The organism is Pseudomonas sp. Y5-11 (genome assembly GCF_022368695.1).
GTDB lineage: Bacteria > Pseudomonadota > Gammaproteobacteria > Pseudomonadales > Pseudomonadaceae > Aquipseudomonas > Aquipseudomonas parakoreensis.
Window position 1 is genome coordinate 3,220,947 of the sequence record NZ_CP058974.1, and the last position, 26,087, is coordinate 3,247,033.

20 protein-coding genes and 1 pseudogene are annotated in these 26,087 nt (G+C 61.1%); 6 read left to right on the forward strand and 15 right to left on the reverse strand.

The genetic code is table 11. The features are described from left to right. Nucleotides 1-118: 118 nt before the first annotated feature. The gene (locus HXW87_RS14330) at nucleotides 119-1,552 is read right to left on the reverse strand and encodes a heavy metal sensor histidine kinase (protein ID WP_239779118.1); all 1,434 of its coding nucleotides are present in this window, start codon (nucleotides 1,550-1,552) and stop codon (nucleotides 119-121) included. Then, nucleotides 1,549-2,223, reverse strand: coding sequence for a heavy metal response regulator transcription factor (locus HXW87_RS14335; RefSeq protein WP_047291700.1), 675 nt, complete (start codon nucleotides 2,221-2,223; stop codon nucleotides 1,549-1,551). Before HXW87_RS14335 ends, HXW87_RS14330 begins: the two co-directional genes overlap by 4 nt. Nucleotides 2,224-2,632: 409 nt before the next feature. Here HXW87_RS14335 and HXW87_RS14340 point away from each other — a divergent pair, with 409 nt between their 5' ends. The 6 genes from HXW87_RS14340 to HXW87_RS14365 all read left to right on the forward strand — a co-directional run bounded on the left by HXW87_RS14340 (nucleotide 2,633) and on the right by HXW87_RS14365 (nucleotide 10,000). Continuing rightward, a complete protein-coding gene (locus HXW87_RS14340) occupies nucleotides 2,633-3,880 on the forward strand; it encodes a TolC family protein (protein WP_239779119.1) in 1,248 nt (415 codons plus the stop codon). A 49-nt stretch (nucleotides 3,881-3,929) separates the two neighbouring features. Next, a complete protein-coding gene (locus tag HXW87_RS14345) occupies nucleotides 3,930-5,123 on the forward strand; it encodes an efflux RND transporter periplasmic adaptor subunit (RefSeq protein WP_239779120.1) in 1,194 nt (397 codons plus the stop codon). 15 nt (nucleotides 5,124-5,138) lie between these two features. Continuing rightward, nucleotides 5,139-8,288 carry a CusA/CzcA family heavy metal efflux RND transporter gene (locus HXW87_RS14350; protein WP_239779121.1) on the forward strand — a complete coding sequence of 1,050 codons (3,150 nt, stop codon included), beginning with the start codon at nucleotides 5,139-5,141 and terminating at the stop codon, nucleotides 8,286-8,288. 258 nt (nucleotides 8,289-8,546) lie between these two features. Then, nucleotides 8,547-8,750: a co-regulatory protein PtrA N-terminal domain-containing protein gene (locus HXW87_RS14355; RefSeq protein WP_239779122.1), complete on the forward strand. Its 204-nt coding sequence runs from the start codon at nucleotides 8,547-8,549 to the stop codon at nucleotides 8,748-8,750. Between the two features lie 76 nt (nucleotides 8,751-8,826). Further along, nucleotides 8,827-9,159 carry a DUF2790 domain-containing protein gene (locus HXW87_RS14360; protein ID WP_041073199.1) on the forward strand — a complete coding sequence of 111 codons (333 nt, stop codon included), beginning with the start codon at nucleotides 8,827-8,829 and terminating at the stop codon, nucleotides 9,157-9,159. Nucleotides 9,160-9,619: 460 nt separating this feature from the next. Next, nucleotides 9,620-10,000: a DUF6124 family protein gene (locus tag HXW87_RS14365; RefSeq protein ID WP_239779123.1), complete on the forward strand. Its 381-nt coding sequence runs from the start codon at nucleotides 9,620-9,622 to the stop codon at nucleotides 9,998-10,000. A gap of 199 nt (nucleotides 10,001-10,199) precedes the next feature. Here the strand turns inward: HXW87_RS14365 and HXW87_RS14370 are convergent, their stop codons facing one another. From HXW87_RS14370 to nuoC, 13 genes and pseudogenes are all read right to left on the reverse strand, one after another. Beyond that, complete coding sequence (locus HXW87_RS14370) at nucleotides 10,200-11,525, reverse strand: OprD family porin (RefSeq protein ID WP_239779124.1); 1,326 nt, start codon at nucleotides 11,523-11,525, stop codon at nucleotides 10,200-10,202. Nucleotides 11,526-11,965: 440 nt separating this feature from the next. Beyond that, a pseudogene (locus HXW87_RS14375) lies at nucleotides 11,966-12,046 on the reverse strand (transcriptional regulator); the annotation flags it as partial. Between the two features lie 270 nt (nucleotides 12,047-12,316). Next, nucleotides 12,317-13,780: an NADH-quinone oxidoreductase subunit NuoN gene (gene nuoN, locus HXW87_RS14380; protein WP_095666947.1), complete on the reverse strand. Its 1,464-nt coding sequence runs from the start codon at nucleotides 13,778-13,780 to the stop codon at nucleotides 12,317-12,319. Between the two features lie 7 nt (nucleotides 13,781-13,787). Continuing rightward, entirely contained in the window at nucleotides 13,788-15,320 is a 1,533-nt protein-coding gene (gene nuoM / locus HXW87_RS14385) for an NADH-quinone oxidoreductase subunit M (protein ID WP_027614661.1), read from the reverse strand. Nucleotides 15,321-15,359: 39 nt separating this feature from the next. Then, nucleotides 15,360-17,213 (reverse strand): NADH-quinone oxidoreductase subunit L, encoded by a 1,854-nt coding sequence (gene nuoL / locus HXW87_RS14390; RefSeq protein ID WP_095666946.1) that lies wholly within the window; start codon nucleotides 17,211-17,213, stop codon nucleotides 15,360-15,362. Beyond that, nucleotides 17,210-17,518 (reverse strand): NADH-quinone oxidoreductase subunit NuoK, encoded by a 309-nt coding sequence (gene nuoK, locus HXW87_RS14395; protein ID WP_003180046.1) that lies wholly within the window; start codon nucleotides 17,516-17,518, stop codon nucleotides 17,210-17,212. The genes nuoL and nuoK overlap by 4 nt, the downstream gene beginning before the upstream one ends. Nucleotides 17,519-17,521: 3 nt before the next feature. Next, nucleotides 17,522-18,022, reverse strand: a complete 501-nt coding sequence (gene nuoJ, locus HXW87_RS14400) for an NADH-quinone oxidoreductase subunit J (RefSeq protein ID WP_041073216.1) — start codon at nucleotides 18,020-18,022, stop codon at nucleotides 17,522-17,524. Between the two features lie 9 nt (nucleotides 18,023-18,031). Next, nucleotides 18,032-18,580 (reverse strand): NADH-quinone oxidoreductase subunit NuoI, encoded by a 549-nt coding sequence (nuoI, locus tag HXW87_RS14405; RefSeq protein WP_003223795.1) that lies wholly within the window; start codon nucleotides 18,578-18,580, stop codon nucleotides 18,032-18,034. An 11-nt stretch (nucleotides 18,581-18,591) separates the two neighbouring features. Further along, nucleotides 18,592-19,599, reverse strand: a complete 1,008-nt coding sequence (gene nuoH / locus HXW87_RS14410; protein WP_047291723.1) for an NADH-quinone oxidoreductase subunit NuoH — start codon at nucleotides 19,597-19,599, stop codon at nucleotides 18,592-18,594. Then, nucleotides 19,596-22,310, reverse strand: coding sequence for an NADH-quinone oxidoreductase subunit NuoG (gene nuoG, locus HXW87_RS14415; RefSeq protein WP_121184787.1), 2,715 nt, complete (start codon nucleotides 22,308-22,310; stop codon nucleotides 19,596-19,598). The genes nuoH and nuoG overlap by 4 nt, the downstream gene beginning before the upstream one ends. Before the next feature lie 136 nt (nucleotides 22,311-22,446). Further along, a complete protein-coding gene (gene nuoF, locus HXW87_RS14420; protein WP_041073222.1) occupies nucleotides 22,447-23,802 on the reverse strand; it encodes an NADH-quinone oxidoreductase subunit NuoF in 1,356 nt (451 codons plus the stop codon). After that, nucleotides 23,799-24,296 (reverse strand): NADH-quinone oxidoreductase subunit NuoE, encoded by a 498-nt coding sequence (gene nuoE, locus HXW87_RS14425; protein WP_003223804.1) that lies wholly within the window; start codon nucleotides 24,294-24,296, stop codon nucleotides 23,799-23,801. The genes nuoF and nuoE overlap by 4 nt, the downstream gene beginning before the upstream one ends. A 2-nt stretch (nucleotides 24,297-24,298) precedes the next feature. Further along, complete coding sequence (gene nuoC / locus HXW87_RS14430) at nucleotides 24,299-26,083, reverse strand: NADH-quinone oxidoreductase subunit C/D (protein ID WP_041073225.1); 1,785 nt, start codon at nucleotides 26,081-26,083, stop codon at nucleotides 24,299-24,301. Nucleotides 26,084-26,087: the final 4 nt, after the last annotated feature.

The window sequence follows — 26,087 nt, forward strand, 5'->3', positions numbered from 1 at the left end:
CTGATCTTCAAAGGCCAAGGCAAAAGATCGCAGCCTGCGGCAGCTCCTACAGGACATCGGTCAATGCCAGCTTCATGCTTGGTATCAAGCATGGCGTCAGGCCCGGGCATACCGCGACTCACTGTGGGAGCTGGCCTGCAAGCGATGGGGCCATGGGTGCCGCCGCAGGAAAACCGAGGCGGAACACGGTCATGACGCCGGGCAAGCTCTTCACCTCCGCCACCCCCTGATGCAGGCTCATGATCGAGCGCACGATTGCCAGTCCCAGCCCGGTGCTGCCCTGCGAGCGCGAGCGGGCGCTGTCGACGCGGTAGAAGCGGTCGAACAAGTGCGGCAGATGCTGTGCTTCGATGCCGACGCCGGGATTGCTGACCAGCAGTGATGTCTGCGTCGCGCCTTGCTCGATCAGCAAGGTGATGGTTTTACCGTGCGGGCAATGACGCAGCGCATTGGACAGCAGGTTGGAAATTGCCCGCTGAATCATCAGCCGATCGCCCAACACCGGGGCGCTGCCCACAACATTCAAGTGAATCTGCTTGTCCTGCGCCGACAGCGAAAACATCTCCGCGACCTTCGCCGCCTCAACCTCCAGCGCCACCGATTCAAACGGCGCCAGCGCCGACGGATGACTGACCTGCGCCAGAAACAGCATGTCCGAGACAATCCGCGCCACACGCTCCAGTTCCTCGATGCTGGACACCAGCACATCCTTGTACTCCTCGGTCGTACGCTCGCGGGACAGCGTTACCTGGGCCTTGCCCATCAGGTTGTTGATCGGCGTACGCAGCTCATGCGCCAGGTCATCGGAGAACTGCGACAACTGCTGCACCCCGGCATCGAGGCGGTGCAGCATGAAGTTGATGCCCTGCGCCAGTTCGCTCAGCTCCTGCGGCATGTTCACCACCGACAGCCGATGCTCCAGATCCTGCGTCGAGACCATCGCCGCCACTTTGCGAAACTCGCGCAGCGGCGCCAGTCCGCGCTGCACCGCGCCCCAGGCTGTGAGGCCGATGAACATCAGCAGCAACGGCAACGCGATCAGCGTCGAGCGCAGATAGGCACTGAGCAGCGCTTGATCATGCGCGTTGTCCATCGACAGCAGCACCGGCACGCTGCTGCCGTCCTTGAGGCGAATCAGCTTCGATGCGGTGAGGAACCGCGCGCCTTCAGCATCGCTGCTGTCGCTGTAGGTCAGTTGATCGGTGGTTCCGCGAACCGCTCTGAGTTCCACCCGTGGATCGGTGAGTCCCGAGCCGGATTTGAGCAGCGGCGAACGCAGGTTCGACCGGTCATAAATCGTCAGCGTCAGGTTGTCATGGCCCATGACCTGATCGAGCAGAATGTGCGGCTTGCCACTGACTTCGTTGGCGTCGACGTACAGCGACAGGCTGTGCTCCACCTGCGCCATCTTCTTTTGCAGGCTGTCGCGCGACAGCGCATTCAGCTCATGGGTCAGGGCGAAATACGCAAGGATCGCCAGAAACACCACCAGCAGCGCACCGAGAATACTCACCGTCAACCCGAGGCGCATCGACAGGCTGGCCGGCTTCATTCCCGCGCCTCCAGCACGTAGCCGACACCGCGCAGGGTGTGGATCAGCTTGTTGTCGAACGGGTCATCAATCTTCGCCCGCAAGCGGCGGATCGAGACTTCGACCACGTTGGTGTCGCAGTCGAAATTCATGTCCCACACCAGCGAGATGATTTGTGTGCGGGTCAGCACCTCGCCGGACTGGCGCATCAGCAAGTGCAGCAGGGCGAACTCCTTGGTGGTCAGGTCGATGCGCTGCGCGCCGCGAAATGCCCGATGGCGGCCTGGATCGAGTTCCAGATCGGCGACTTTCAACACCTGTGGCACTGGGATGTTTTCACTGCGGCGCATCAAGGTGCGGACCCGCGCGAGCAATTCGGGAAACTCGAACGGCTTGACCAGATAGTCGTCGGCGCCCAGATCCAGACCACGAATCTTGTCCGCCAGCCGCCCGCGCGCGGTGAGCATCATCACCCGCGTCGAGTGGGTGCGGCGCAGTTGTTCCAGCACGCCCCAGCCGTCCAGTTCTGGCAAGTTCACGTCGAGAATGATCAGGTCGTACGTCTGCTGTTGCGCGAGATGCAAGCCATCGGCACCGGTGGCGGCGTGGTCTACGATATAACCACTTTCGGTCAAACCCTGATGCAAGTATTCGGCAGCTTTAAGCTCGTCCTCGACGACAAGGATTCGCATGATCTTTCACCACTTTCATTTAATGGATGTTTAATTAAGGCGGTCGGGAAAGTTGTTGTTTTTGTAGGGCCTTGCGCACGTTTCAATAACTTGATGCCAGGCACGGTAAAGGCTGAAGTGGCTACAGGGTCAACGAACGGAGCCTTTAAACCGGCGTTGCGCGACACCCTGTCGCAGCTTGTACGACTAATTTCCGAGACTTCGATTTCGGCAAGTGCTGTTTGGCAGATAATCCGTGCGTATGTGTTTCGATGTATTACGACAACGCCGTTTGCACTTCGCATCCTAGAGCAAAACAACTTTCGCTAACCGTTGATAACGGATTTGTAATGTTCCAGTCACCTTGACGATAAGTTCAAAACCCTACCGTGGCGGCATCAAAGATTCTTGAATAAAGGAAGTCTTCCAATTGCCCGGTTTAATCAAACTGACGGCGCGAACACGCCTGAACATAACCGCCAGCGGCCTCTTGTGGTTGGCGTGCAACAGCCTTGCCAGCGCCTCGACCCTGACTCTGGATCAGGCGCTGCAAAGTGCCTTCGCCGGCAACCCCGACCTCGCCGCCGCGCAGTGGGAAATCGGCATCGCCGAGGGCGATCGCCAGCAGGCCGGGCTGATCCCCAATCCCGAAGTGTCGTGGGAGGCCGAAGACACGCGGCGCGACTCGCGCACCACTACGCTGATGCTCAGTCAGCCGATTGAACTGGGCGGTAAACGCGCCGCGCGGATCAATGTTGCCAGCCGCGCGCAGGACGCCGCCGGCATCGAGCTGGAGCGCAAGCGCAATGCCTTGCGCGCCGATGTGATTCAGGCGTTCAACAGCGCGCAAACCGCGCAGCAACGCCTGCAGTTGGTGCGCCAGTCGCTGCAACTGGCCGAGCACGGCTTGCGCGTGGCGCATGGCCGGATCGAGGCCGGTAAATCGTCGCCGGTCGAAGGCACGCGGGCACAGGTGCAACTCTCGGAAGTGCGCCTGGAGCTGAGCCGCGCCGAGCGCGATCAGGCCAACGCGTATCAACAGTTGGCGCAGGTCATGGGCGCGCCGTTGCCGACTTCGACCAACGTGCAAGCCGCCACGCAAAACCTCGCCACGCTGCCGCCGCCCGGCCGTTTGCTTGAGCGTCTGAACCAGACTGCCGAGCTGCGTCTGGCGAAACTGCAGATCGATCAGCGCGAAGCCTCATTGGGCCTGGAAAAGTCGCAGCGCATTCCCGACCTGACCGTGAGCATCGGCAGCCAGTACAGCGAAACCGAGCGCGAACGGGTCAACGTGGTCGGGCTGTCGATGCCGATTCCGCTGTTCAACCGCAATCAGGGCAACGTGCTCGCCGCCGCCCGTCGCACCGATCAGGCGCGGGATCGGCGCAACGCCACCGAGCTGCGCTTGCGCACCGAAGTCCAGACCAGTCTGGAGCAATGGCAGACCGCCAACGGCGAAGTCAACGCGTTCAATCAGACCATCCTGCCCGCCGCACAAAGTGCAGTGGACAGCGCCACCCGTGGTTTCGAAATGGGCAAGTTCGGTTTCCTCGACGTGCTCGACGCCCAGCGCACCCTGATTGCCGCGCGCAGCCAGTACATCCAGGCCGTCAGCGAGGCGACCGACGCCCGCGTGCGCCTGGAACGGATCTTCGGCGACCTCAGCGTCAGCCCTTGAATTTCACTGTTCAGACAACTGCGCGATGGCATGGCGCAGAGGAGTTTCCATGGATAAAAAACTGATGGTGGTCGCGGTGGCGACCCTGGCGCTGGGCATTGGCATCGGTTCGATGTGGCCGGCCACGAGCAACATCGACGCGCATGCCGATGAGGCTTCCGAACATGCCGATCACGCCGAGGAGGGCGCTGCCGCCGAAGGCGAACACGCCGAAGAAGGCCACATCGAATTGAGCGCCGAGCAGATCGCCGCCGCAGGCATTCAACTGGTTGAGGCGCGGGCGCAGCGCATCAGTCTCGGCCTGTCGTTCCCCGGCGAAGTGCGCTTCGACGAGGACCGCACTGCGCACGTGGTGCCGCGCGTGCCGGGGGTGGTCGAGTCGGTGGCGGTCAACCTCGGGCAAGCGGTGAAGAAGGGCCAGTTGCTGGCGGTGATCGCCAGTCAACAGATCTCCGATCAGCGCAGCGAGCAGGCTGCCGCGCAACGTCGCCTGGCGTTGGCGCGTACCACCTACGAGCGCGAGAAAAAGCTTTGGCAGGACAAGATCTCCGCCGAGCAGGATTTCCTCCAGGCCAGGCAAGCGTTGGAAGAGGCGGAAATCGCCATGAACAACGCCCGACAGAAAATCAGCGTGCTCAGCGGCAGCGTGGTCGCCACCGGCGGCAATCGCTACGAACTGCGCGCGCCGTTCGACGGCGTGGTGGTGGAAAAACACCTGACGCCGGGCGAAGTGGTTGATGAAACCACCGCCGCGTTCACCCTTTCGGACTTGTCCCGCGTGTGGGTGACCTTCGGCGTTTCGCCCAAGGACCTGACCCAGGTGCAGGTCGGCAAAGCGGTGACCGTCAGTGCGCCGGAATTGAAAGCTGAAGTGACTGGCAGTGTGGCTTATGTCGGCAGTCTGCTCGGCGAACAGACCCGCACCGCGACCGTGCGCGTGACCCTGGAAAACCCGCAAGGCTCGTGGCGACCGGGGCTGTTCGTCAGCGCACGGGTCGCCACTGACAGCCGCGAAGCGAAAGTGGCCGTGCCGGAAACCGCGATCCAGACCGTCGAGGACAAACCCACGGTGTTCGTGCGTACCGACGACGGCTTCAAGGCGCAGGCGGTGGAACTGGGCAGCCGCGCCGCCGGCCACGTGGAAGTCACCCAAGGGCTGGAACCGGGCGCGCAAGTCGCCAGTGCCGGCAGCTTCGTTCTCAAGTCGGAGCTGGGCAAAGCCTCGGCCGAGCACAGTCATTAATTCTGGAAGGTTCCCATGTTCGAACGCCTGATCCAGTTTGCCATCGAGCAGCGCATCATCGTGCTGCTCGCCGTTCTGCTCATGGCCGGCCTCGGTATCGCCAGCTATCAGAAACTGCCGATTGATGCCGTGCCCGACATCACCAATGTCCAGGTGCAGATCAACACCGGTGCCGCCGGGTTCTCGCCGCTGGAAACCGAGCAGCGCATCACTTTCCCGATTGAAACCGCGATGGCCGGTCTGCCGGCGCTGGAGCAGACTCGCTCGCTGTCGCGCTCCGGGCTGTCGCAGGTCACGGTGATCTTCAAGGACGGCACCGACCTGTTCTTCGCTCGCCAACTGGTCAATGAGCGCCTGCAGATCGCCAGGGAGCAATTGCCCGAAGGCGCGGAAGCGCTGATGGGGCCGATTTCCACGGGTCTCGGCGAGATTTTTCTGTGGACGGTGGAGGCGCAGGAAGGCGCGTTGAAGGACGACGGCACAGCCTACACGCCGACCGATCTGCGGGTGATTCAGGACTGGATCATCAAACCGCAATTGCGCAACGTACCGGGGGTGGCGGAGATCAACACCATCGGTGGGTTTGCCAAGGAATATCAGATCGCGCCGGATCCGAAACGCCTTGCTGCGTACAAGCTCACCCTCACCGATCTGATCACTGCGCTTGAGCGCAACAACGCCAACGTCGGTGCCGGGTACATTGAGCGCAGCGGCGAGCAGTTGCTGATCCGCGCACCAGGGCAAGTGGCGAGCACCGAAGACATCGCCAACATCGTCATGGCCAATGTCGATGGCACGCCGATCCGGGTCAAGAATGTCGCTACAGTGGAAATCGGCCGCGAACTGCGCAGCGGTGCGGCCACCGAAAACGGTCGTGAAGTGGTGCTCGGCACGGTGTTCATGTTGATCGGCGAGAACAGCCGCACCGTCTCGCAAGCGGTGGCCAGCAAGCTCGAACAGATCAATAAATCCTTGCCGCAAGGCGTGATCGCGGTGCCGGTGTACGACCGCACGCACCTGGTCGACAAAGCCATCGCCACGGTGAAAAAGAACCTGATCGAAGGCGCGATTCTGGTGATCGCGATTCTGTTCCTGTTCCTCGGCAACATTCGCGCTGCGCTGATTACCGCGATGGTGATTCCGCTGTCGATGCTGTTCACCTTCACCGGCATGTTCAGCAACAAGGTCAGCGCCAACCTGATGAGCCTCGGCGCGCTGGACTTCGGCATCATCGTCGACGGCGCGGTGGTGATCGTCGAAAACACCCTGCGCCGGTTGGCACATGCGCAGCAACATCACGGGCGTTTGTTGAGCCGTGCCGAGCGTTTCAAGGAAGTGTTCGCCGCCGCGAAAGAGGCGCGGCGCCCGCTGATTTTCGGTCAGTTGATCATCATGGTGGTGTACCTGCCGATCTTCGCCCTGAGTGGCGTCGAAGGGAAAATGTTCCACCCGATGGCGCTCACCGTGGTCATCGCGCTGCTCGGTGCGATGCTGCTGTCGGTGACCTTCGTCCCGGCGGCGATTGCGCTGTTCGTCACCGGCAAGGTCAAGGAAGAAGAGGGCGCGGTCATGCGCGGCGCACGTCGGGTGTATGCGCCGGCGCTGGCCTGGGTCATGGCCCATCGCACGGTTGCGGTGGGCGCGGCGTTAGGGGTGATCGTGCTCAGCGGCGTGCTCACCAGCCGTATGGGCAGCGAGTTTGTGCCGAGCCTCAGTGAGGGTGATTTCGCCCTGCAAGCACTGCGCGTGCCGGGCACCAGCCTGACGCAATCGGTGGACATGCAGCAGCGCCTGGAAACGCTGATTCTGGCCAAAGTGCCGGAGGTTGAACGGGTGTTCGCCCGCACCGGCACGGCGGAAATCGCTTCCGACCCGATGCCGCCGAACATCTCCGACAGCTACGTGATGCTCAAGCCGAAGGAGCAATGGCCAGACCCGAACAAGTCCCGCGAAACCCTGATGGCCGAACTGCAAGCTGCAGCCGCGACACTGCCGGGCAGTAACTATGAACTGTCGCAGCCGATCCAGTTGCGCTTCAACGAACTGATTTCCGGCGTGCGCAGCGATGTTGCGGTCAAGGTGTTCGGCGATGACATGGACGTGCTCAACGCCACGGCGGCGAAGATCGCGGCGGCGATGCAGAAGGTCAGCGGCGCGTCTGAAGTGAAGGTCGAGCAGACCACCGGGTTGCCAGTGCTGACCATCAACATCGACCGCGACAAGGCAGCGCGTTACGGGCTCAACGTCGGCGATGTGCAGGACACCATCGCCGTGGCCGTCGGCGGGCGTCAGGCCGGCACCTTGTACGAGGGCGATCGGCGCTTCGACATGGTGGTGCGGTTGTCCGATGCCATGCGCAAGGACATCGACGGCTTGTCGGCGCTGCTGATTCCGGTGCCGGCGCTGAGCGGTGCGGCGAACCAGATCGGGTTTATCGCGCTGAAGGACGTCGCCAGCCTCGATCTGGTGCTCGGGCCGAACCAGGTCAGCCGCGAAAACGGCAAGCGCCTGGTGATCGTCAGCGCCAACGTGCGCGGGCGCGATATCGGCTCGTTCGTCAGCGAAGCGAGTGCGGTGATCGAGCGCGAGGTGCAGGTCCCGGCCGGTTACTGGACCCGTTGGGGCGGGCAGTTCGAGCAACTGCAATCGGCGGCCAAGCGCTTGCAGATTGTGGTGCCGGTGGCGCTGCTGCTGGTATTCGGGCTGTTGTTCATGATGTTCAACAATGTGAAGGACGGCTTGCTGGTGTTTACCGGGATTCCGTTTGCGTTGACCGGTGGGGTGATGGCGTTGTGGCTGCGGGATATTCCGTTGTCGATTTCGGCAGGCGTCGGGTTTATTGCGCTGTCCGGAGTGGCAGTGCTCAACGGGTTGGTGATGATCGCGTTCATTCGCAATTTGCGCGAGGAAGGGCGGTCGCTGGCCGAGGCGATCAATGTCGGTGCGCTGACGCGGTTGCGGCCGGTGTTGATGACGGCGCTGGTGGCGTCGCTGGGTTTCATTCCGATGGCGCTGGCAACCGGCACCGGTGCTGAAGTGCAGCGGCCGCTGGCGACGGTGGTGATCGGCGGGATTCTGTCCTCGACCATTCTCACGCTGCTGATCTTGCCGGCGCTGTACCAGATCGCCCATCGCCGGGATGAGGACGTAGTGCCCATTCGGTAGAACAGCACTACCTTTGTGGCGAGGGGATTTATCCCCGATGGGGCTGCGCAGCAAGCCCGCTTTTTTGGATAAAGAGCGGGGCCGCTGCGCGGCCCCATCGGGGATAAATCCCCTCGCCACAAGGTATTTCTCAGGCCTGAGATTTTCTGTGTGGCTGCCGTACTTGCCACATTACGAATCTGTAATTCCCCCGCCACCGTCACGAAAGGTACGCCTTGTTACCTTGATCCCGTCAGTTACTTAAACGAGGAATCAAAAATGAAAATCGTACAAATGGGTGCTTTTGTGGTGGCGTTGGCGATGTCTTCCCTGGTCATGGCTGAAGGTGGCGGCGACCGCACGTTCGACCGGATGATGACCAACAATGATCGTTCCATGGAGCTGTTCGTGGCCAAGGAAAAAGCCGCCGGCAACCCGGTGGTGGTCAATGAAAAAGCCATCGACAACAGCAAGAGCCTGTAAGCGACAGCACTTGATCAAGCCCGTCATCGCGCATCGATGCTGGGCTTTTTTATGCCTGGATGGGAAGGAAATGGATATGAAAATACGCAAGTTGATCGCGTTCGCCAGCGTCATGGCAATGTCTTCTCTGGTCATGGCCGAAGGCGGCGGTGACCGCACTTTCGAGCGTGCCTTCAGCGCCAACGCCAAAGCCATGGAGCAATACGCCGCCGAGCAGGGCAAAGCGCCGCCGGTGGTCAAGGAATACGAATACGGCATGAAGCTCGACGTGGTGAAAATCGTCAGCGTGGTGAAGCCGCAGCCGGCTTGCTCGGTGGTGCCGACGGCCATGACCTACGAGGACTCGCAAGGACAGCTCAACACCCTCAAGTACAGCGTGGCCGGCGTGTGCCGCAACAGCGGTGGCTAACCAACACCTAATCCCTGTAGGAGCTGCCGAAGGCTGCGATCTGTTGATCTTGGTCTTCAAAGTCAAAAGATCGCAGCCTGCGGCAGCTCCTGCACGGGGCACATTTTCAGTATCACGATCTGTATTTAGATTCGGAATGTTTAAAGGTTGTGTGGGAAAAGCAGAACCTTCCCACAATGTTTTCAGGTTGTCCCTCGGACGTCCGCTCTCTAGCCTGTGTGGGTCGCTGCCAAATCAGCGATCGGGATTGGAACCCCTCGGCTTAACTGAAGCAAATCGCACCGTTCATGACGTATGCTTGCGCACTTTCATGTGTGCACTCCGTTATGGCGGCTGTGCGCGGGAGACTTCGAGTCTGTCGGGTTTTGCTCAGTTGCCCGGGTTCCAACCTGCGTACAGCTGCCACCCTTTCGCGTGGAACCGAAAGGGTCAGCTCCACCGTCAAGCTGAGTAAAACATTATGAAAAAGCCAACACCGAATCCGCCCGAAACAGACACGCCTGCAGACCCCGATCCAACATCCCCCTACGCCGCCATCGACACCCACAAACTCCACGAAGCCGCCGACCGCGCCCTCGACTACTACCTCAAGCCCGCACCGCCCATCATGGCCACACCTTACACCGCCAACGCGCTGTTCCTGGTCAACCCCAACGCCGACACCGAATCCCTGCTGGCCAACGCTTGCGAATCCCTGGCCTCGGCCACGGTGATGCTCGGTGACTTCGCGGCGCTGCTGGAGGGCACGCATCGCAAGACTCTGCTGGGGATTGCGCAGGTGGTCATGCTTGGTGAACTGGCGGTGAACAAGGCACTGGATAACGTCGAACCCACTGCATAAAAAATAGCTTCTGTAGGAGCTGCCGAAGGCTGCGATCTCTTGATCTTTAAAATCAAAGTCCAAAGATCGCAGCCTTCGGCAGCTCCTACAGGATTGTGTTTGAAGACGAAAAAAAGGCGCCCCGTAGGACGCCAAAAAATTCACCTCTGACCAAAGGAGCAAGGAGCTTCTAAAGGTGAATGGTATTGCTCGGGGAAACTCAGAGAATCGCCAGCGGGTATTCGACGATCACGCGCACTTCATCCAGGTCCGACTCGAATGCCGTGGCGCGAGTGGTGGCCTGGCGCAGACGCAGCGACAGGTCTTTCATCGAACCGCTCTGCACCACGTATTTGACTTCCACATCACGCTCCCAGCGTTTCTGGTCGGTCAGCGGATTGCCGTCGGCATCGCGGCGCATGTACACGGCGTTGGCGTTGGAATAATCGGCGTCGGTGCCGCGCGCGTAACGGGTCATGAACGACAAACCGGGTATGCCGTAAGCGGTCATGTCGAGGTCGTAGCGCACCATCCACGAACGTTCCTTCGGCGAGTTGAAGTCGCTGTACTGGATCGAGTTGTCGAGGAAGATCGAGTCGGACTGCCGCAGGTAGTCGAAGTCGTCGTTGCCGTTGTTGCGCTGGTGGGAGAGGGCGACGGAATGGGCGCCGAGTTTGACCCCGACGCGGCCGCTCCAGATATTGTTGTCGAACTGGCCGAGCAGTTGTTTGCCTTCGTCGACCGCCTTGTAATAGTTCAGCCCCCCGAACAGCGACAGGTCGTCCGCCAGCGGATAGGTCCAGGCGGTGCCGGCGTAATACTGGTTCCAGGCGTCCTTGAGGCGGCTGGAGTACAGGCTGAAACTGAGGTTCTTGTTCAGCACATAATCGCCACCGCCATAAGCGATCCACGGCGAGTTGACCGGACCGGCGTAAAACGTGGCGAAGTTCTCGCGCATGTCGTTGGACACCGGCTGGCTCATCGCATGCAGCCGTCCGCCCTGAATCGACAGACCGTCGATGCTGGTGTTGGTCGCCGTCACGCCGCGAAAACTTTCCGGCAGCAAGCGTGAGTCACCGGCCGCCACCACCGGGTTGGCCGGAAACACATCCCCGACCTTGATCACCGTGTCGAACGCCCGCACTTTCGCGGCGCCACCGAACTTGGTGTATTCATCCCGCGCCTGGCCGTCACTGTTGACTGGCAGCACATCGAACGAACTGCGCCCGCCGTTGCGGCCGTCACCGGTGTCGAGTTTCAAGCCGATCATGGCAAATGCATCGACCCCGACCCCGACGGTGCCTTGGGTAAAACCGGATTCGAACTTGCTGATCACCGCATGCGCCCAGGCCTCGGAATAACCGTTGCCGGTGGGGCTGGACTGGCCATTGCGATGATCACGATTGAAGTAGAAGTTGCGGTTGAGCACGGTCAGGCTGCTGCCTTCGACAAAACCCTCGGGCTTGTCTTCTGCAAACACCATGGACGGCCCTGAGCCGACCACCACCGCTAAAGCGGCCATCGATATTTTTGTAGGGTTAACCATCAAACACTCCTTGGGTTCGGCAGAACGGGAACGTGCGTCGGCGTGGTTTTATTGTTCAGCGGGGCAGGGCCCGCCGGCATTGGTCGCCGGGTCACATCGTTGCAGGCTGCGGATAACGCCAAGGTGATGGGGGGATTACAATTTCGTCATGTGGTTATATGGATTGAGTGAACGCCACATAAACCTGTGGGAGCGAGCCTGCTCGCGAAAGCGGAGTGTCAGGCACTGAAGATGGGGATGTGCCGACGCCTTCGTCGGAACGCCGCCCGGATCAGGCTCGCTCCCACAGTGGGTTGAGTGAGTCTGCTAGATCACATGAGAGCAGATGTAGCTTTTTATCGTTCGAAGGTATCCAGCAAACCGTGTGATAGAGAGGCATCAGTTTCGGCGGGAAGTATGAGTTTGCCCTTCGTGTCGCCGATCCGTTTTACACGCGTCTTCTTCAAGGTAATTTTGCCTTGGCGTTCTTCGGCTATCGCATCAAGGCCATCCATCAACTCTGAAAAAATATCCCGCTTCATGGTTCGTAGATCTCCACTTGATAGGTGATCCTCAAATTTAACCGCAATTACCTTCTGCAGAATGTCAGCCATTGCTCACCGCTTTGCAGGCAAATTCCTAGAAAGGGGAGAGCGTTATAAGTCAAAAGATCGCAGCCTTCGGCAGCTCCTACAGACCGCATACCATCCCAATGTAGGAGCTGCCGAAGGCTGCGATCTTTTGATGTTGATTCCCGCAAAAACAAAAACGGCACCCGAAGGTGCCGTTTCCGTTTCCAGCCAGCCGAGCAATCAGCCCGCCAGACCCGCCTGCTGAACCAGCGTCAGCAATGGCTGCGGGTACACACCGAGGAAGAACGCAACCACGGCGATGGCCAGCAGCATCACGCCGCCTGCCTTCTGTTCCCAGTGCAGCTGGGCGTCGTGGCGGCGCAGGTTCGGTTCGATCAGGTACAGGGTGACCATCACGCGCAGGTAATAGAACACGCCGATGGCGCTCCCCAGTACCAGCGAGCCGACCAGCCACCATTGGTGCGATTCGACACCGGTGGCGATGATGTAGAACTTGCCGATGAAGCCAGCGGTCAGCGGGATACCGGCCAGGGACAGCATCATCACGGTCAGGACGGCGGTCAGGTACGGACGGCGCCAGAACAGGCCGCGGTATTCGTACAGCGCGTCGGCGTCACGGCCGTTGTACGGCGAGGACATCAGGGTGATCACGCCGAACGCGCCGAGGCTGGTGATCACATAAGTCACCAGATACACGCCGATGGCTTCCACCGCCAGACCCTTGCTCGCCACCAGCGCGATCAGCAGGTAGCCGAAGTGTGCGATGGACGAGTAACCGAGCAGACGCTTGAGGTTGCTTTGGGTCAGGGCCAGCAGGTTACCGAACAGGATCGAGGCGATGGCGATGACGGTCAGTACGTCGCTCAGCACGCCACTGCTCGCGGCAGGGGAGATCTGGAACAGACGCACCATCACCGCGAACACGGCAACCTTCGACGCCGTGGCGAGGAACGCGGCCACCGGCGCCGGAGCACCTTCGTACACGTCCGGCGTCCACAGGTGGAACGGTACCAGCGACAGCTTGAACGCCAGACCGATCAGCATCATGCCCAGACCCAGCTGCGCCAGCGAGCTCGGCAGGTTGGTGGTAGCCAGTGCCTGACCGATACCGTTGAAGCTCAGGGTGCCGGCGTCAGCGTAGAGCAGGGCCATACCGAACAGCAGGAACGCGGAACCCGCAGCCGACAGCACCATGTATTTGATGCCGGCTTCCAGCGAACGCTTGTTGAAGAAGGCGTAAGCCACCAGACCGTAGACCGGTACCGACAGCAGTTCCAGACCAATGAACAACCCGGCCAGGTGCTGCGCGCTGACCAGAACCAGACCACCGGCGGCGGCCATCAGGATCAGCAGGTACAGTTCTTCACGGTTGCCCGGGTAACCCGAACCGCCATCGCCGAGGTAGGCGTGGGCGAGGGTTACACAGGCGAGGGTGGCGACCAGGATCAGCGCCATGTACAGACAGGCGAAGGTGTCGACTTGCAGCAATGGCGTCACGGCCAGAGGCGCGACTTTCAGGGCTGGCAGGATCGACAGCAGGGCCAGGTTCAGACCGGCGACCGAGATCAGGAAGGTCTGCGAGTGGTTGCGGCGCCAGGCGATTGCCAGCATCACCACGATAATGGTGAGGCTGGTGATCAACAGTGGCGCAAGCGCAATAAAGTGTTGAATCGTGAATTCCATAGCGCTCTTACCGGGCCGAAGCGAGTTGAGTGAAGGCGGTGCCGAGCCACTGCTGCACGCCATGCATCGTGGCGGCGGAAGTGTCGAGGAACGGTTGCGGGTAGACGCCGAGGTAAATCAGCAGCGCCGCAAGGCCCAGCACCATGGTCAGTTCGCGACCGTCCATGCCGTGCAGGATCGAATCCGATTTCGACGGACCGAAGTAGGCACGATGGATCATGATCAGCGAGTAGACCGAACCGAACACCAGACCGGAGGTGGCAATCGCGGTGATCCATGGCGCACTGGCGAACGTACCGATCAGGATCAGGAACTCGCCGACGAAGTTACCGGTACCCGGCAGACCCAGAGAGGCGGCTGCAAAGAACAGGCTGATCGCCGGCAGGTAAGCGATACGCGACCACAGACCGCCCATCTCACGCATGTCCCGAGTGTGCAGACGCTCGTACAGCTGACCGCTGAGGATAAACAGTGCTGCCGCCGACAGACCGTGCGCCAGCATCTGGATCACTGCACCTTGCAGCGCCAGTTGGCTGCCGGAGTAGATGCCGATCAACACGAAGCCCATGTGGGAAACGGACGAGAAGGCGATCAGACGCTTGATGTCGGTTTGCGCGAACGCGAGGAACGCACCGTAGAAGATCCCGATCAGACCGAGGGTCATGGCGATCGGCGCGAACTCGGCCGAAGCATTCGGGAACAGCGGCAAGGCGAAACGCAGCAGGCCGTAGGCCGCGGTTTTCAGCAGGATACCGGCGAGGTCGACAGAACCGGCAGTCGGCGCCTGGGCGTGGGCATCAGGCAGCCACGAGTGGAACGGTACGACTGGCAGCTTGACCGCGAAGGCGATGAAGAAGCCGAGCATCAGGATGTACTCGGTGGTCATCGACATCTTGGTCTTCAACAGGTCGGCGTAGTTGAAGGTGATCACGCCGGTGTTGTTGAAGTTGACCAGCACCAGACCGAGGATCGCCACCAGCATGATCAGGCCGGAAGCCTGAGTGAAGATGAAGAACTTGGTCGCCGCGTAGATCCGGGTTTTCTTGCCGTCCGAAGAACTGTGACCCCAGAGCGCGATGAGGAAGTACATCGGCACCAGCATCATTTCCCAGAAGAAGAAGAACATGAACAGGTCGAGGGCGAGGAACACGCCGACAACGCCGCCCAGGATCCACATCAGGTTCAGGTGGAAGAAGCCAACGTGACGTTGAATCTCTTTCCACGAGCAGAGTACCGAGAGGATACCCAGCAGACCGGTCAGCAGGATCATCAACAGCGACAGGCCGTCGAGGGCCAGGTGCACGTTGATGCCAAAGCGCTGGATCCAGACGTGCTTGAACTCAAGTGCCCAGGTCGGATCGGCGCCAGGCGCCGGCGCAAATGAATAGTCACCGTGGGCCCACAGCCAGAGGCCGAGGGCGAGTTCCAGGGTCATGGTCAACAGCGCAATCCAGCGGGGGAGGGTAGCGCCGAAGCGCTCACCCATCCAGCACAGCAGGCCGCCGATGAAGGGGATCAGGATTAGCCAAGGCAGAATCATGACGGGCTCGTTTCCTTTCGCAAATTCGCAAGGTTCATATCAGACCGCTACCAGCACGATGGCGCCGATTACCAGCACGGCACCAGCAGCCATCGAGGCGGCATACCAACGCAGTTGACCGGTCTCGGTGCGGCTCAGGGCGGTGTGACCACCCTTGGCCATACGCGGGATCAGACCGATGGTCTGGTCGAGCGGGTCTCTGCGCAGTACATGGCTGATCGCAAGGTACGGCTTGACGAACAGTTTGTCGTAGATCCAGTCGAAGCCCCAGGCAGCGAACCACCAGGCCGAAAGGAAACGGCCGATGCCGCTGTTGGCGATCGCGGTCACGAAGCGACGCTTGCCGAGGAACAGCAGGGCCGCCAGCAGGATACCGGCCAGAGCGATGGCGCCCGAGGCGATTTCCAGACTGTGCTTGGCTTCGCCACCGGCATGGCCGACGCTCTCCGGCAGTACGCCGTGCAGCGGCGGTACGATCATGGCGCCGACGAAAGTCGACAGCACGATCAGCACCGACAGTGGCAGCCAGTGAGCGATGCCGTGACCGGCGTGGGCTTCGGTCTTGGCTTCACCGTGGAACGTGATGAAGATCAGGCGGAAGGTGTACAGCGACGTCATGAACGCGCCGACCAGACCGGCGTAAAGCAGACCGTGGTTGCCGCTGGCGAACGCTTCCCAAAGGATTTCGTCCTTGGAGTAGAAACCGGCGGTGACCAGTGGCAGGGCGGCCAGTGCAGCACCACCGACGATGAAGCTGGCGTAGGCCAGTGGCAGTTTTTTCCACAGACCGCCCATCTTGAAGATGTTCTGCTCGTGGTGGCAGGCAACGATCACCGCACCGGAAGCAAGGAACAGCAGGGCCTTGAAGAAGGCGTGGGTCATCAGGTGGAAAATCGCGCCATCCCAGGCACCCACGCCCAGCGCCAGGAACATGTAGCCGATCTGGCTCATGGTCGAGTAGGCGAGGATACGTTTGATGTCGGTCTGTACCAGGGCGGCGAAACCTGCGAGAACCAGGGTCACACCACCGACGATGCCGACCAGGTGCAGGATTTCCGGCGCCAGGGTGAACAGGCCGTGGGTACGGGCGATCAGGTAGACACCCGCTGTCACCATGGTTGCAGCGTGGATCAGTGCCGACACCGGGGTCGGACCGGCCATCGCGTCCGCGAGCCAGGTTTGCAGTGGCAGTTGCGCCGATTTACCGACCGCACCACCCAGCAGCATCAGGGTCGCCAGGGTGATCCAGAAGTCGCCGGCCTGGAATTTCTGCGGTGCCAGCACCAGCAGTTCCTGAATGTTCAACGTGCCCACTTGCTGGAACAGGATGAACAGGCCGATGGCCATGAACACGTCGCCGATCCGGGTCACGATGAAGGCCTTGAGTGCGGCGTTACCGTTGTTGCGGTTGCTGTAGTAGAAACCGATCAACAGGTACGAGCACAGGCCCACGCCTTCCCAGCCGAAGTACAGGAACAACAGGTTATCGCCGAGCACCAGGAACAGCATGCTGGCGATAAACAGGTTGGTGTACGAGAAGAAGCGCGAGTAACCCGCTTCACCGCGCATGTACCAGGACGCGAACAGGTGGATCAAGAAGCCTACGCCCACCACCACGCCGAGCATGGTGATCGACAGGCCGTCGATGTAGAGGGCGAAGTCAGGCTTGAAACCTTCGACCGCCATCCACTTCCACAGCACCAGCGTGTAGTGACCGCCCTCGGGTGGCGCGACGTTGAATTGCCAGATGACGTAGGCGGCGACAATCGCCGACAAGCCAATGGAACCCACGCCGATCAGCGCCGAGAGGTTTTCCGACCAGCGTCCACGGGAGAACGACAGCAGCAGGAAACCGATCAGAGGGAATACAAAAGTCAGAAAGATTAGGTTCATCCGCGCATCTCACTGGCAGCGTCGATATCGAGCGTGTGGAAGCGGCGATACAGTTGCAGCAGGATCGCCAGGCCAATACTGGCTTCGGCGGCTGCCAGGCTGATCACCAGGATGAACATGATCTGTCCATCCGGTTGCGCCCAGCGGGCGCCGGCGACGATGAAGGCCAGGGCAGAGGCGTTCATCATCACTTCCAGACTCATCAACACGAACAAAATGTTGCGGCGGACCATCAGGCCGACCAGACCAAGGCAGAACAGGATGCCGGCAACGGCCAATCCATGCTCGAGAGGGATAGCAGGCATGTCTTACTCCTTCGCCTCGTTACGGCCCAAATGGAACGCCGTGACGGCTGCGGCGAGCAGCAGCATCGAGGCGAGTTCGACCACCAGCAGATACGGGCCGAACAGGCTGACGCCCACGGCTTTTGCATCGACGGTGGTGTGGCCGATGGCCTGACCGCTCTGGTGAGCGAACAGCACATACAGCAGTTCGGCCAGCAGCAGAGCGGCGAGAATCACCGGTCCTGCCCAGATGCCGGGCTTGAGCCAGCTGCGTTCCTGCTGAACCGAGGCGGGACCCAGGTTCAGCATCATCACCACGAACACGAACAGCACCATGATGGCGCCGGCGTAGGCGATCACTTCCAGCACGCCGGCGAACGGTGCGCCGAGTGCAAAGAAGGTCATGGCCACGGCGATCAACGAGATGATCAGGTAGAGCAGGGCGTGCACAGGGTTGGTGTTGGTGACCACACGTAGCGTGGACACAACCGCGATACCCGATGCGAAATAGAAAGCGAATTCCATCGTTCTTCCTTAAGGCAGCAAGCTCTTCACGTTGATCGGTTCGGCTTCGTTCTGCGCAGAGCCTTTCGGCTTGCCAGCGATTGCCATACCTGCAACACGATAGAAGTTGTAATCAGGGTTTTTGCCGGGGCCGGAGATCAAAAGATCTTCTTTCTCGTACACCAGGTCCTGACGTTTGAACTCGGCCATCTCGAAATCCGGGGTCAGCTGGATCGCGGTGGTCGGACAGGCTTCCTCGCAGAGACCGCAGAAAATGCAGCGCGAGAAGTTGATACGGAAGAAGTCCGGGTACCAGCGACCGTCTTCGGTTTCAGCTTTCTGCAGCGAGATGCAACCTACCGGGCAAGCCACGGCGCACAGGTTGCAGGCTACGCAACGTTCTTCGCCATCGGGGTCGCGGGTCAGGACGATGCGACCACGGTAGCGTGGTGGCAGGTAGACCGGCTCTTCCGGGTATTGCAGGGTGTCGCGCTTGCGAAAGCCATGGCCGAAGACCATGACCAGGCTGCGCAACTGGGTACCGGTACCCTTAACGATGTCGCCAATATATTTGAACATGGGTCAAATCCTCACTGAACCGCAACCGCAGGTGTGTTCCACAACACAACCGCAGCGGTTATCAGCAAATTGATCAGGGTCAGTGGCAGGCAGAATTTCCAGCTGAAATCCATCACCTGGTCATAACGCGGACGCGGGATGGAAGCGCGCAGCAGGATGAACAGCATGATGAAGAACGCGGTCTTCAGTGCGAACCAGACGAAGGACAGTTGCGGCAGGATGCCGAACGGACCGTGCCAGCCACCGAAGAACAGGGTGACCAGCAGCGCCGAGATCAGGATGATGCCGATGTATTCACCGACGAAGAACATGCCCCATTTCATACCGGCGTATTCAATGTGGTAACCGTCGGCCAGTTCCTGTTCCGCTTCCGGCTGGTCGAACGGGTGACGGTGAGTCACGGCGACGCCAGCGATGAAGAAAGTACAGAAGCCGAAGAACTGCGGAATGATGAACCACAGGTTCTGCGCCTGGTACTCGACGATGTCGCGCATGTTGAACGAGCCGACCTGCACCACGATGCCCATCAGGGCCAGGCCCATGAACACTTCGTAGGACACGGTCTGCGCCGAGGCACGCAAGCTGCCGAGCAGGGCGAACTTGTTGTTGCTCGACCAGCCGGCGAACAGCACCGCGTAGACCGACAGACCGGCCATGGCGAAGAAGAACAGCAGGCCGATGTTCAGATCCGCCACGCCCCAGGTCGGGGTGATCGGGATGATCGCGAAGGCGATCAGCAGGGCGGACATGGCCACCACCGGTGCCAGGGTGAAGATCACCTTGTCGGCAAACGGCGGGGTCCAGTCTTCCTTGAAGAACATCTTCAGCATGTCGGCGGCGATCTGGAACATGCCGAACGGGCCAACGCGGTTCGGACCGTAACGGTCCTGCCACCAGCCCAGCAGGCGACGTTCGACAAAGCTGAGCAATGCGCCTGCGACCACAACGGCCAGCAGAATCACGATGGCTTTGACGACCGTCAGGATCACATCGATCACTTCAGGGGTGAACCAGGTCATTGCGCTGCCTCCTGCAGACCGTCGACGGACAGGCCGGCGAATGCCGGTGGAATGCCGGCGATGCCCGCAGGCAAGGCCACCAGACCAGCGCCCAGTTCTTCATTGATGCGCAGCGGCAGACGCAGGGTCTGGCCGGCCACGTTCAGGCTCAGCAGGGCACCGTCGTTGACGCCCAGGCGGTCCGCTTCGGATTTGGCCAGCGCCACGTACGGAGCCGGGATGCGTTCCTGTACCGGTGCGGCTTTCGACGAGTTTTCGTCGCTGCCGAACAGGTGGTAGAACGGCACGGCCTGCCAGGTGCCCGGCGCCGGGTTGAATGCGCGCGGAGCAGCAGCGAACCAGTTCAGCGAATCACCGGTGCTTTCGATCAGGCGGGTGCCTGGGTCGCCAGCACGCAGGTGACCACCGACTTCGTCCTGGAACTTGTTCCAGGCTTGCGGCGAGTTCCAGCCCGGCGACCAGGCGAATGGCACCTGCTGACGCGGTTCGGCCGAGCCCGAGTAACCTTCCATGGAGAAGGCGAACGCGGTGTCTTTGTCTTGCGGGGTGCGCGGTTCGTGAACGCTGATGTCGGCGCGCATCGCGGTGCGACCGGAATAACGCAGCGGCTCACGCGCCAGTTTCAGACCCTTGATGCGGAACGCGGCAGACGGCGCGGCATCGACGATACGCGCCAGTTGCTCGGTGCTCGACGCCACGGCAGCGGTGACGTGGTCGAGTTGCGTCCAGTCGATCGGCTGGTTCAGCAGGGTCGAGCGCAGGGCGTGCAGCCAGCGCCAGCCTTCGTGAACCAGGATGCTCGCATCCATGTATTGCGGATCGAAAACCTGGAAGAAGCGCTGGGCGCGGCCTTCCTGGCTGACCAGCGTACCGTCGCCTTCAGCGAAGCTAGCGGCTGGCAGGACCAGTTGCGCGCGATCGGTGGTGGCGGTTTTCTGGTGGTCGGCAACGATCACTACTTTCGCAGCGTTCAGCGCGGCATCGACCTTGGCTTTCGAGGTGCGGGTGTACAGATCGTTTTCCAGCACGACGATGGCGTCGGCCTTGCCATCGATCACGGCTTGCAGCGCCGCGTCGACCGATTCGCCACCGAGCATGGCCAGGCCGAGGCTGTTGGCTTCCGGCACGATCAGGCTGATCGAACCGTTCTTCTCGCGCAGCTTCAGGGCTTTGGCGATGTTCGCCGCGGCTTCGATCAAGGCTTTGGAACCCAGCGAAGTACCGGCGATGATCAGCGGACGCTTGGCGGCGAGCAGGGCGTCGGCGATGCGCTTGGCCAGTTCAAGGGCTTCGGCGTCCAGACCTTCAACGGCCGGGGCGCTGGCGTCCAGCACGTGAGCCACGGCGAAACCGAGGCGTGCCAGGTCATCCGGAGCGGCGTGAACGCATTCTTCGGCGATGTCGTCGAGCTTGGTTTCGGCCAGGCTGGCGATGAACAGCGGGTTCAGTTCGTGCTGACCGATGTTCTTCACCGCAGCGTCGAGCCATGGCTGCACGCGCATGGCTTCGGCCATGTCTTCGGCCTTGCCTTTGACCGACTGACGTAGGGCCAGCGCCATACGGGCGGCGGTCTGGGTCAGGTCTTCACCAAGGACGAACACGGCGTCGTGGTCTTCGATGTCACGCATGTTCGGCACGGGCAACGGGCTGTCTTTCAGCACTTGCAGGACCAGGCGGATGCGCTCCAGTTCGGAGGCTTCGATACCGGAGTAGAAGTGCTCGGCACCGACCAGCTCGCGCAGCGCGTAGTTGCTTTCGAGGCTGGCACGCGGCGAACCGATACCGACGATGTTGCGCCCGCGCAGCAGGTCAGCGGCTTTATCCAGCGCAGCGTCGACGCTCAGCTTGGTGCCGTCGGCCAGCAGCGGCTGACGTGGACGATCAGTGCGGTTGACGTAGCCATAACCGAAACGGCCACGGTCGCACAGGAAGTACTGGTTCACCGAACCGTTGAAACGGTTTTCGATGCGACGCAGTTCGCCGTAACGCTCGCCCGGGGAGATGTTGCAACCGCTGGAGCAGCCATGGCAGATGCTCGGCGAGAACTGCATGTCCCATTTACGGTTGTAGCGCTCGGAGTGCGTCTTGTCGGTGAACACACCGGTCGGGCAGACCTCGGTGAGGTTGCCGGAGAACTCGCTTTCGAGGGTGCCGTCTTCAACGCGACCGAAGTACACGTTGTCGTGGGCGCCGAATACACCGAGGTCGGTGCCGCCGGCGTAATCCTTGTAGAAACGCACGCAGCGGTAGCAGGCGATGCAGCGGTTCATTTCGTGGGAAATGAACGGGCCCAGTTGCTGGTTCTGGTGGGTGCGTTTGGTGAAGCGATAACGGCGCTCGTTGTGGCCGGTCATCACCGTCATGTCTTGCAGGTGGCAGTGACCGCCTTCCTCGCACACAGGGCAGTCGTGCGGGTGGTTGGTCATCAGCCATTCGACAACGCTGGCGCGGAACGCCTTGGATTCTTCATCGTCGATGGAGATCCAGGTGTTGTCGGTGGCAGGGGTCATGCAGGACATGACGATGCGACCACGGGTGTCGTTCTCGTCGGTGTACTGTTTGACCGCGCACTGGCGGCAGGCCCCGACGCTACCAAGCGCGGGGTGCCAGCAGAAATAAGGGATGTCGAGGCCCAGCGACAGACATGCCTGTAACAGGTTGTCTGCCCCGTCGACTTCGAGCGCTTTGCCGTCTACGTGGATAGTGGCCATGGTTCAAAGGTCTTCGTTGGCCCGGTGTCAGCGGGCGTGGCTAATGGAATCTTGTTATCCGTCCGAATCCAGTCAGCCCCGAAAGGCGTCATCGGACGAAAGGCGAAGGGCACGGACCCTTCGCCTTTTTAAGCGTTTACGCGCCGATTACGATCGGCCTTGCCAGAGGCGGGACGGCGGCGCTTGCAGGCGCAATACCGGCTTCGAACTCTGGACGGAAGTATTTGATGGCACTGCCCAGCGGCTCCACGGCACCCGGTGCGTGAGCACAGAAGGTCTTGCCTGGGCCGAGGAAGCCGACCAGACCCAGCAGGGTCTCGATGTCGCCTGGCTGACCGCGACCTTCTTCGATGGCCATCAAGAGCTTGACGCTCCATGGCAAGCCATCACGGCACGGGGTGCAGAAACCGCAGGATTCGCGAGCGAAGAACTGCTCCATGTTGCGCAGCAGGGAGACCATGTTGACGCTGTCGTCCACCGCCATCGCCAGGCCGGTACCCATCCGGGTGCCCACTTTGGCGATGCCGCCGGCGTACATTTGTGCGTCGAGGTGTTCTGGCAACAGGAAACCGGTACCGGCGCCACCTGGCTGCCAGGCCTTGAGCTTGTAACCGTCGCGCATGCCGCCGGCGTAGTCTTCGAACAGCTCGCGACCGGTAACGCCGAACGGCAGTTCCCACAGGCCCGGATTCTTCACCTTGCCGGAGAAGCCCATGAGCTTGGTGCCCATGTCTTCGCTGCCTTCGCGGGCCAACGATTTGTACCAGTCAACGCCGTCGGCAATGATCGCCGGCACGTTGCACAGGGTTTCGACGTTGTTCACGCAGGTCGGCTTGCCCCACACGCCGACGGCGGCAGGGAAGGGCGGCTTGGAGCGCGGGTTGGCGCGGCGGCCTTCGAGGGAGTTGATCAGTGCGGTTTCTTCACCGCAGATGTAACGCCCGGCGCCGGTGTGGACGAACAGTTCGAAGTCGAAACCGCTGCCCAGAATGTTTTTACCCAGCAGGCCTGCAGCCTTGGCTTCTTCCACGGCACGGTTGAGGTGCTTGGCGGCGGTGGTGTACTCGCCACGCAGGAAGATGTAGCCACGGTAGGTTTTCAGTGCGCGGGCACTGATCAGCATGCCTTCGATCAGCAGATGGGGCAGTTGCTCCATCAGCATGCGGTCTTTCCAGGTGTTCGGCTCCATCTCGTCCGCGTTGCACAGCAGGTAGCGGATGTTGATGGATTCGTCCTTGGGCATCAGGCCCCACTTCACGCCAGTGGGGAAGCCTGCACCGCCGCGACCTTTGAGGCCGGCGTCTTTCACGGTCTGGACGATGTCGTCCTGAGCCATGTCGGCGAAGGCTTTGCGCGCAGCGGCGTAGCCGTTCTTGGCCTGGTATTCGTCGAGCCACACGGCCTCGCCGTCATCACGCAGGCGCCAGGTCAGCGGGTGAGTCTCGGCCGAACGCTTGATGCGGTTGGCAGGACCAAAAGATGTCAGGGTCATACGTAGCCCTCGAGCAGTTTGGCCACGCCGGCAGGCTGCACGTCGCCAAAGGTGTCGTCGTCGATCATCAGCGCCGGTGCCTTGTCGCAGTTGCCGAGGCAGCAGACCGGCAGCAGGGTGAAACGACCGTCGGCGGTGGTCTGACCCAGGCCGATGCCCAGATTGTTCTGGATTTCGCTGACCACCGACTCGTGGCCGCCGATGTAGCAGACCATGCTGTCGCAGACGCGGATGATGTGGCGGCCGACCGGCTGGCGGAAGATCTGGCTGTAGAACGTCGCCACACCTTCAACGTCGCTGGCCGGGATGCCGAGGATCTCGCCGATCGCGTACAGGGCGCCATCCGGCACCCAGCCGCGTTCTTTCTGAACGATCTTCAGGGCTTCGATCGACGCCGCGCGCGGGTCTTCGTAGTGATGCAGCTCGTGCTCGATGGCCGAGCGCTCGGTTTCACTCAAGGTGAAACGGTCTGTCTGGATAAGCGTGCTGTTCATGCTTAGCGGTCCACGTCGGCCATAACGAAGTCGATACTACCCAGGTACGCAATCAAGTCCGCGACCATGCTGCCTTTGATCACCGAAGGGATCTGTTGCAGATGCGCGAAGCTCGGAGTACGGATCCGGGTACGGTAGCTCATGGTGCCGCCGTCGCTCGTCAGGTAATAACTGTTGATGCCCTTGGTCGCTTCGATCATCTGGAAGGATTCGTTGGCCGGCATGACCGGGCCCCACGAAACCTGCAGGAAGTGCGTGATCAGGGTTTCGATGTGCTGCAGCGTGCGCTCTTTCGGCGGCGGCGTGGTCAGCGGGTGATCCGCCTTGTACGGGCCTTCCGGCATGTTGCGCAGGCACTGATCGATGATCTTGACGCTCTGGCGCATCTCTTCGACGCGCACCATGCAGCGGTCGTAGGCATCGCCGTTGGCAGCCAGCGGCACTTCGAACTCGAAGTTCTCGTAGCCGGAGTATGGACGTGCTTTACGCAGGTCGAAGTCGCAACCGGTGGAACGCAGGCCGGCACCGGTGACGCCCCATTCCAGCGCCTCTTTGGTGTTGTACTGGGCAACGCCGATGGTACGACCCTTGAGAATGCTGTTCTGCAGGGCGGCCTTGGTGTATTCGTCGAGGCGCTTCGGCAGCCATTCAACGAAGTCTTTCACCAGTTTTTCCCAGCCGCGTGGCAGGTCGTGGGCGACGCCACCGATGCGGTACCAGGCCGGGTGCAGACGGAAACCGGTGATGGCTTCGATCACCGTGTACGCCTTCTGGCGGTCGGTGAAGGTGAAGAACACCGGAGTCATGGCGCCGACGTCCTGGATGTAGGTACCGAGGAACAGCAGGTGGCTGGTGATCCGGAAGAACTCGGCCATCATGATGCGGATGACGTCGACCTTCTCTGGCACCTTGATGCCGGCCAGCTTCTCGACCGAGAGCACGTACGGCAGGTTGTTCATCACGCCGCCGAGGTAGTCGATACGGTCGGTGTACGGAATGAAGCTGTGCCAGGACTGACGCTCGGCCATCTTCTCGGCGCCACGGTGGTGGTAACCGATGTCCGGCACGCAGTCGACGATCTCTTCACCGTCCAGCTGCAGAATGATGCGGAACGCACCGTGCGCCGAAGGGTGGTTCGGACCCAGGTTGAGGAACATGTAGTCCTCGTTGGCCCCGGAACGCTTCATGCCCCAGTCTTCAGGACGGAAGCGCGCGGCTTCTTCCTCAAGCTGCTGCTTGGCGAGGTTGAGGCTGAACGGATCGAATTCGGTGGCGCGCGCCGGGAAGTCCTTGCGCAGCGGGTGACCTTCCCAGGTCGGCGGCATCATGATGCGCGACAGGTGCGGGTGGCCTTTGAAGTCGATGCCGTACATGTCCCAGACTTCACGCTCGTACCAGTTGGCGTTCGGCCAGATGCTGGTGACGGTCGGCAAGCTCAGGTCGCTTTCGGACAAGGCGACTTTGATCATCACGTCACTATTACGCTCAAGCGACATGAGGTGATAGAACACGGTGAAGTCGGCGCCCGATGGCAGCCCCTGACGCTTGGTGCGCAGACGCTCGTCCACGCCGTGCAGGTCATAGAGCATGACGTACGGCTTGGGCAGGTTGCGCAGGAAGGTCAGGACTTCGACGAGTCTGGCGCGCGCCACCCACAGCACCGGCATGCCGGTGCGGGTCGACTGAGCGGTGAACGCTTCGGCGCCAAAACGGTTGTTCAATTCGACGACCACATCCTGGTCGTCTGCCTTATAAGGCGGGATGTACAGAGCGCTGCCTGTAGTCATGGTT

Bases quoted from the DNA above. Each gene is read 5' to 3' on its own strand.
- HXW87_RS14330 (WP_239779118.1), bottom strand. From the start codon at position 1,552: ATGAAGCCGGCCAGCCTGTCGATGCGCCTCGGGTTGACGGTGAGTATT.
- HXW87_RS14335 (WP_047291700.1), bottom strand. From the start codon at position 2,223: ATGCGAATCCTTGTCGTCGAGGACGAGCTTAAAGCTGCCGAATACTTG.
- HXW87_RS14345 (WP_239779120.1), top strand. From the start codon at position 3,930: ATGGATAAAAAACTGATGGTGGTCGCGGTGGCGACCCTGGCGCTGGGC.
- HXW87_RS14350 (WP_239779121.1), top strand. From the start codon at position 5,139: ATGTTCGAACGCCTGATCCAGTTTGCCATCGAGCAGCGCATCATCGTG.
- HXW87_RS14355 (WP_239779122.1), top strand. From the start codon at position 8,547: ATGAAAATCGTACAAATGGGTGCTTTTGTGGTGGCGTTGGCGATGTCT.
- HXW87_RS14360 (WP_041073199.1), top strand. From the start codon at position 8,827: ATGAAAATACGCAAGTTGATCGCGTTCGCCAGCGTCATGGCAATGTCT.
- HXW87_RS14365 (WP_239779123.1), top strand. From the start codon at position 9,620: ATGAAAAAGCCAACACCGAATCCGCCCGAAACAGACACGCCTGCAGAC.
- HXW87_RS14370 (WP_239779124.1), bottom strand. From the start codon at position 11,525: ATGGTTAACCCTACAAAAATATCGATGGCCGCTTTAGCGGTGGTGGTC.
- nuoN (WP_095666947.1), bottom strand. From the start codon at position 13,780: ATGGAATTCACGATTCAACACTTTATTGCGCTTGCGCCACTGTTGATC.
- nuoM (WP_027614661.1), bottom strand. From the start codon at position 15,320: ATGATTCTGCCTTGGCTAATCCTGATCCCCTTCATCGGCGGCCTGCTG.
- nuoL (WP_095666946.1), bottom strand. From the start codon at position 17,213: ATGAACCTAATCTTTCTGACTTTTGTATTCCCTCTGATCGGTTTCCTG.
- nuoK (WP_003180046.1), bottom strand. From the start codon at position 17,518: ATGCCTGCTATCCCTCTCGAGCATGGATTGGCCGTTGCCGGCATCCTG.
- nuoJ (WP_041073216.1), bottom strand. From the start codon at position 18,022: ATGGAATTCGCTTTCTATTTCGCATCGGGTATCGCGGTTGTGTCCACG.
- nuoI (WP_003223795.1), bottom strand. From the start codon at position 18,580: ATGTTCAAATATATTGGCGACATCGTTAAGGGTACCGGTACCCAGTTG.
- nuoH (WP_047291723.1), bottom strand. From the start codon at position 19,599: ATGACCTGGTTCACCCCTGAAGTGATCGATGTGATCCTGACGGTCGTC.
- nuoG (WP_121184787.1), bottom strand. From the start codon at position 22,310: ATGGCCACTATCCACGTAGACGGCAAAGCGCTCGAAGTCGACGGGGCA.
- nuoF (WP_041073222.1), bottom strand. From the start codon at position 23,802: ATGACCCTGACATCTTTTGGTCCTGCCAACCGCATCAAGCGTTCGGCC.
- nuoE (WP_003223804.1), bottom strand. From the start codon at position 24,296: ATGAACAGCACGCTTATCCAGACAGACCGTTTCACCTTGAGTGAAACC.
- nuoC (WP_041073225.1), bottom strand. From the start codon at position 26,083: ATGACTACAGGCAGCGCTCTGTACATCCCGCCTTATAAGGCAGACGAC.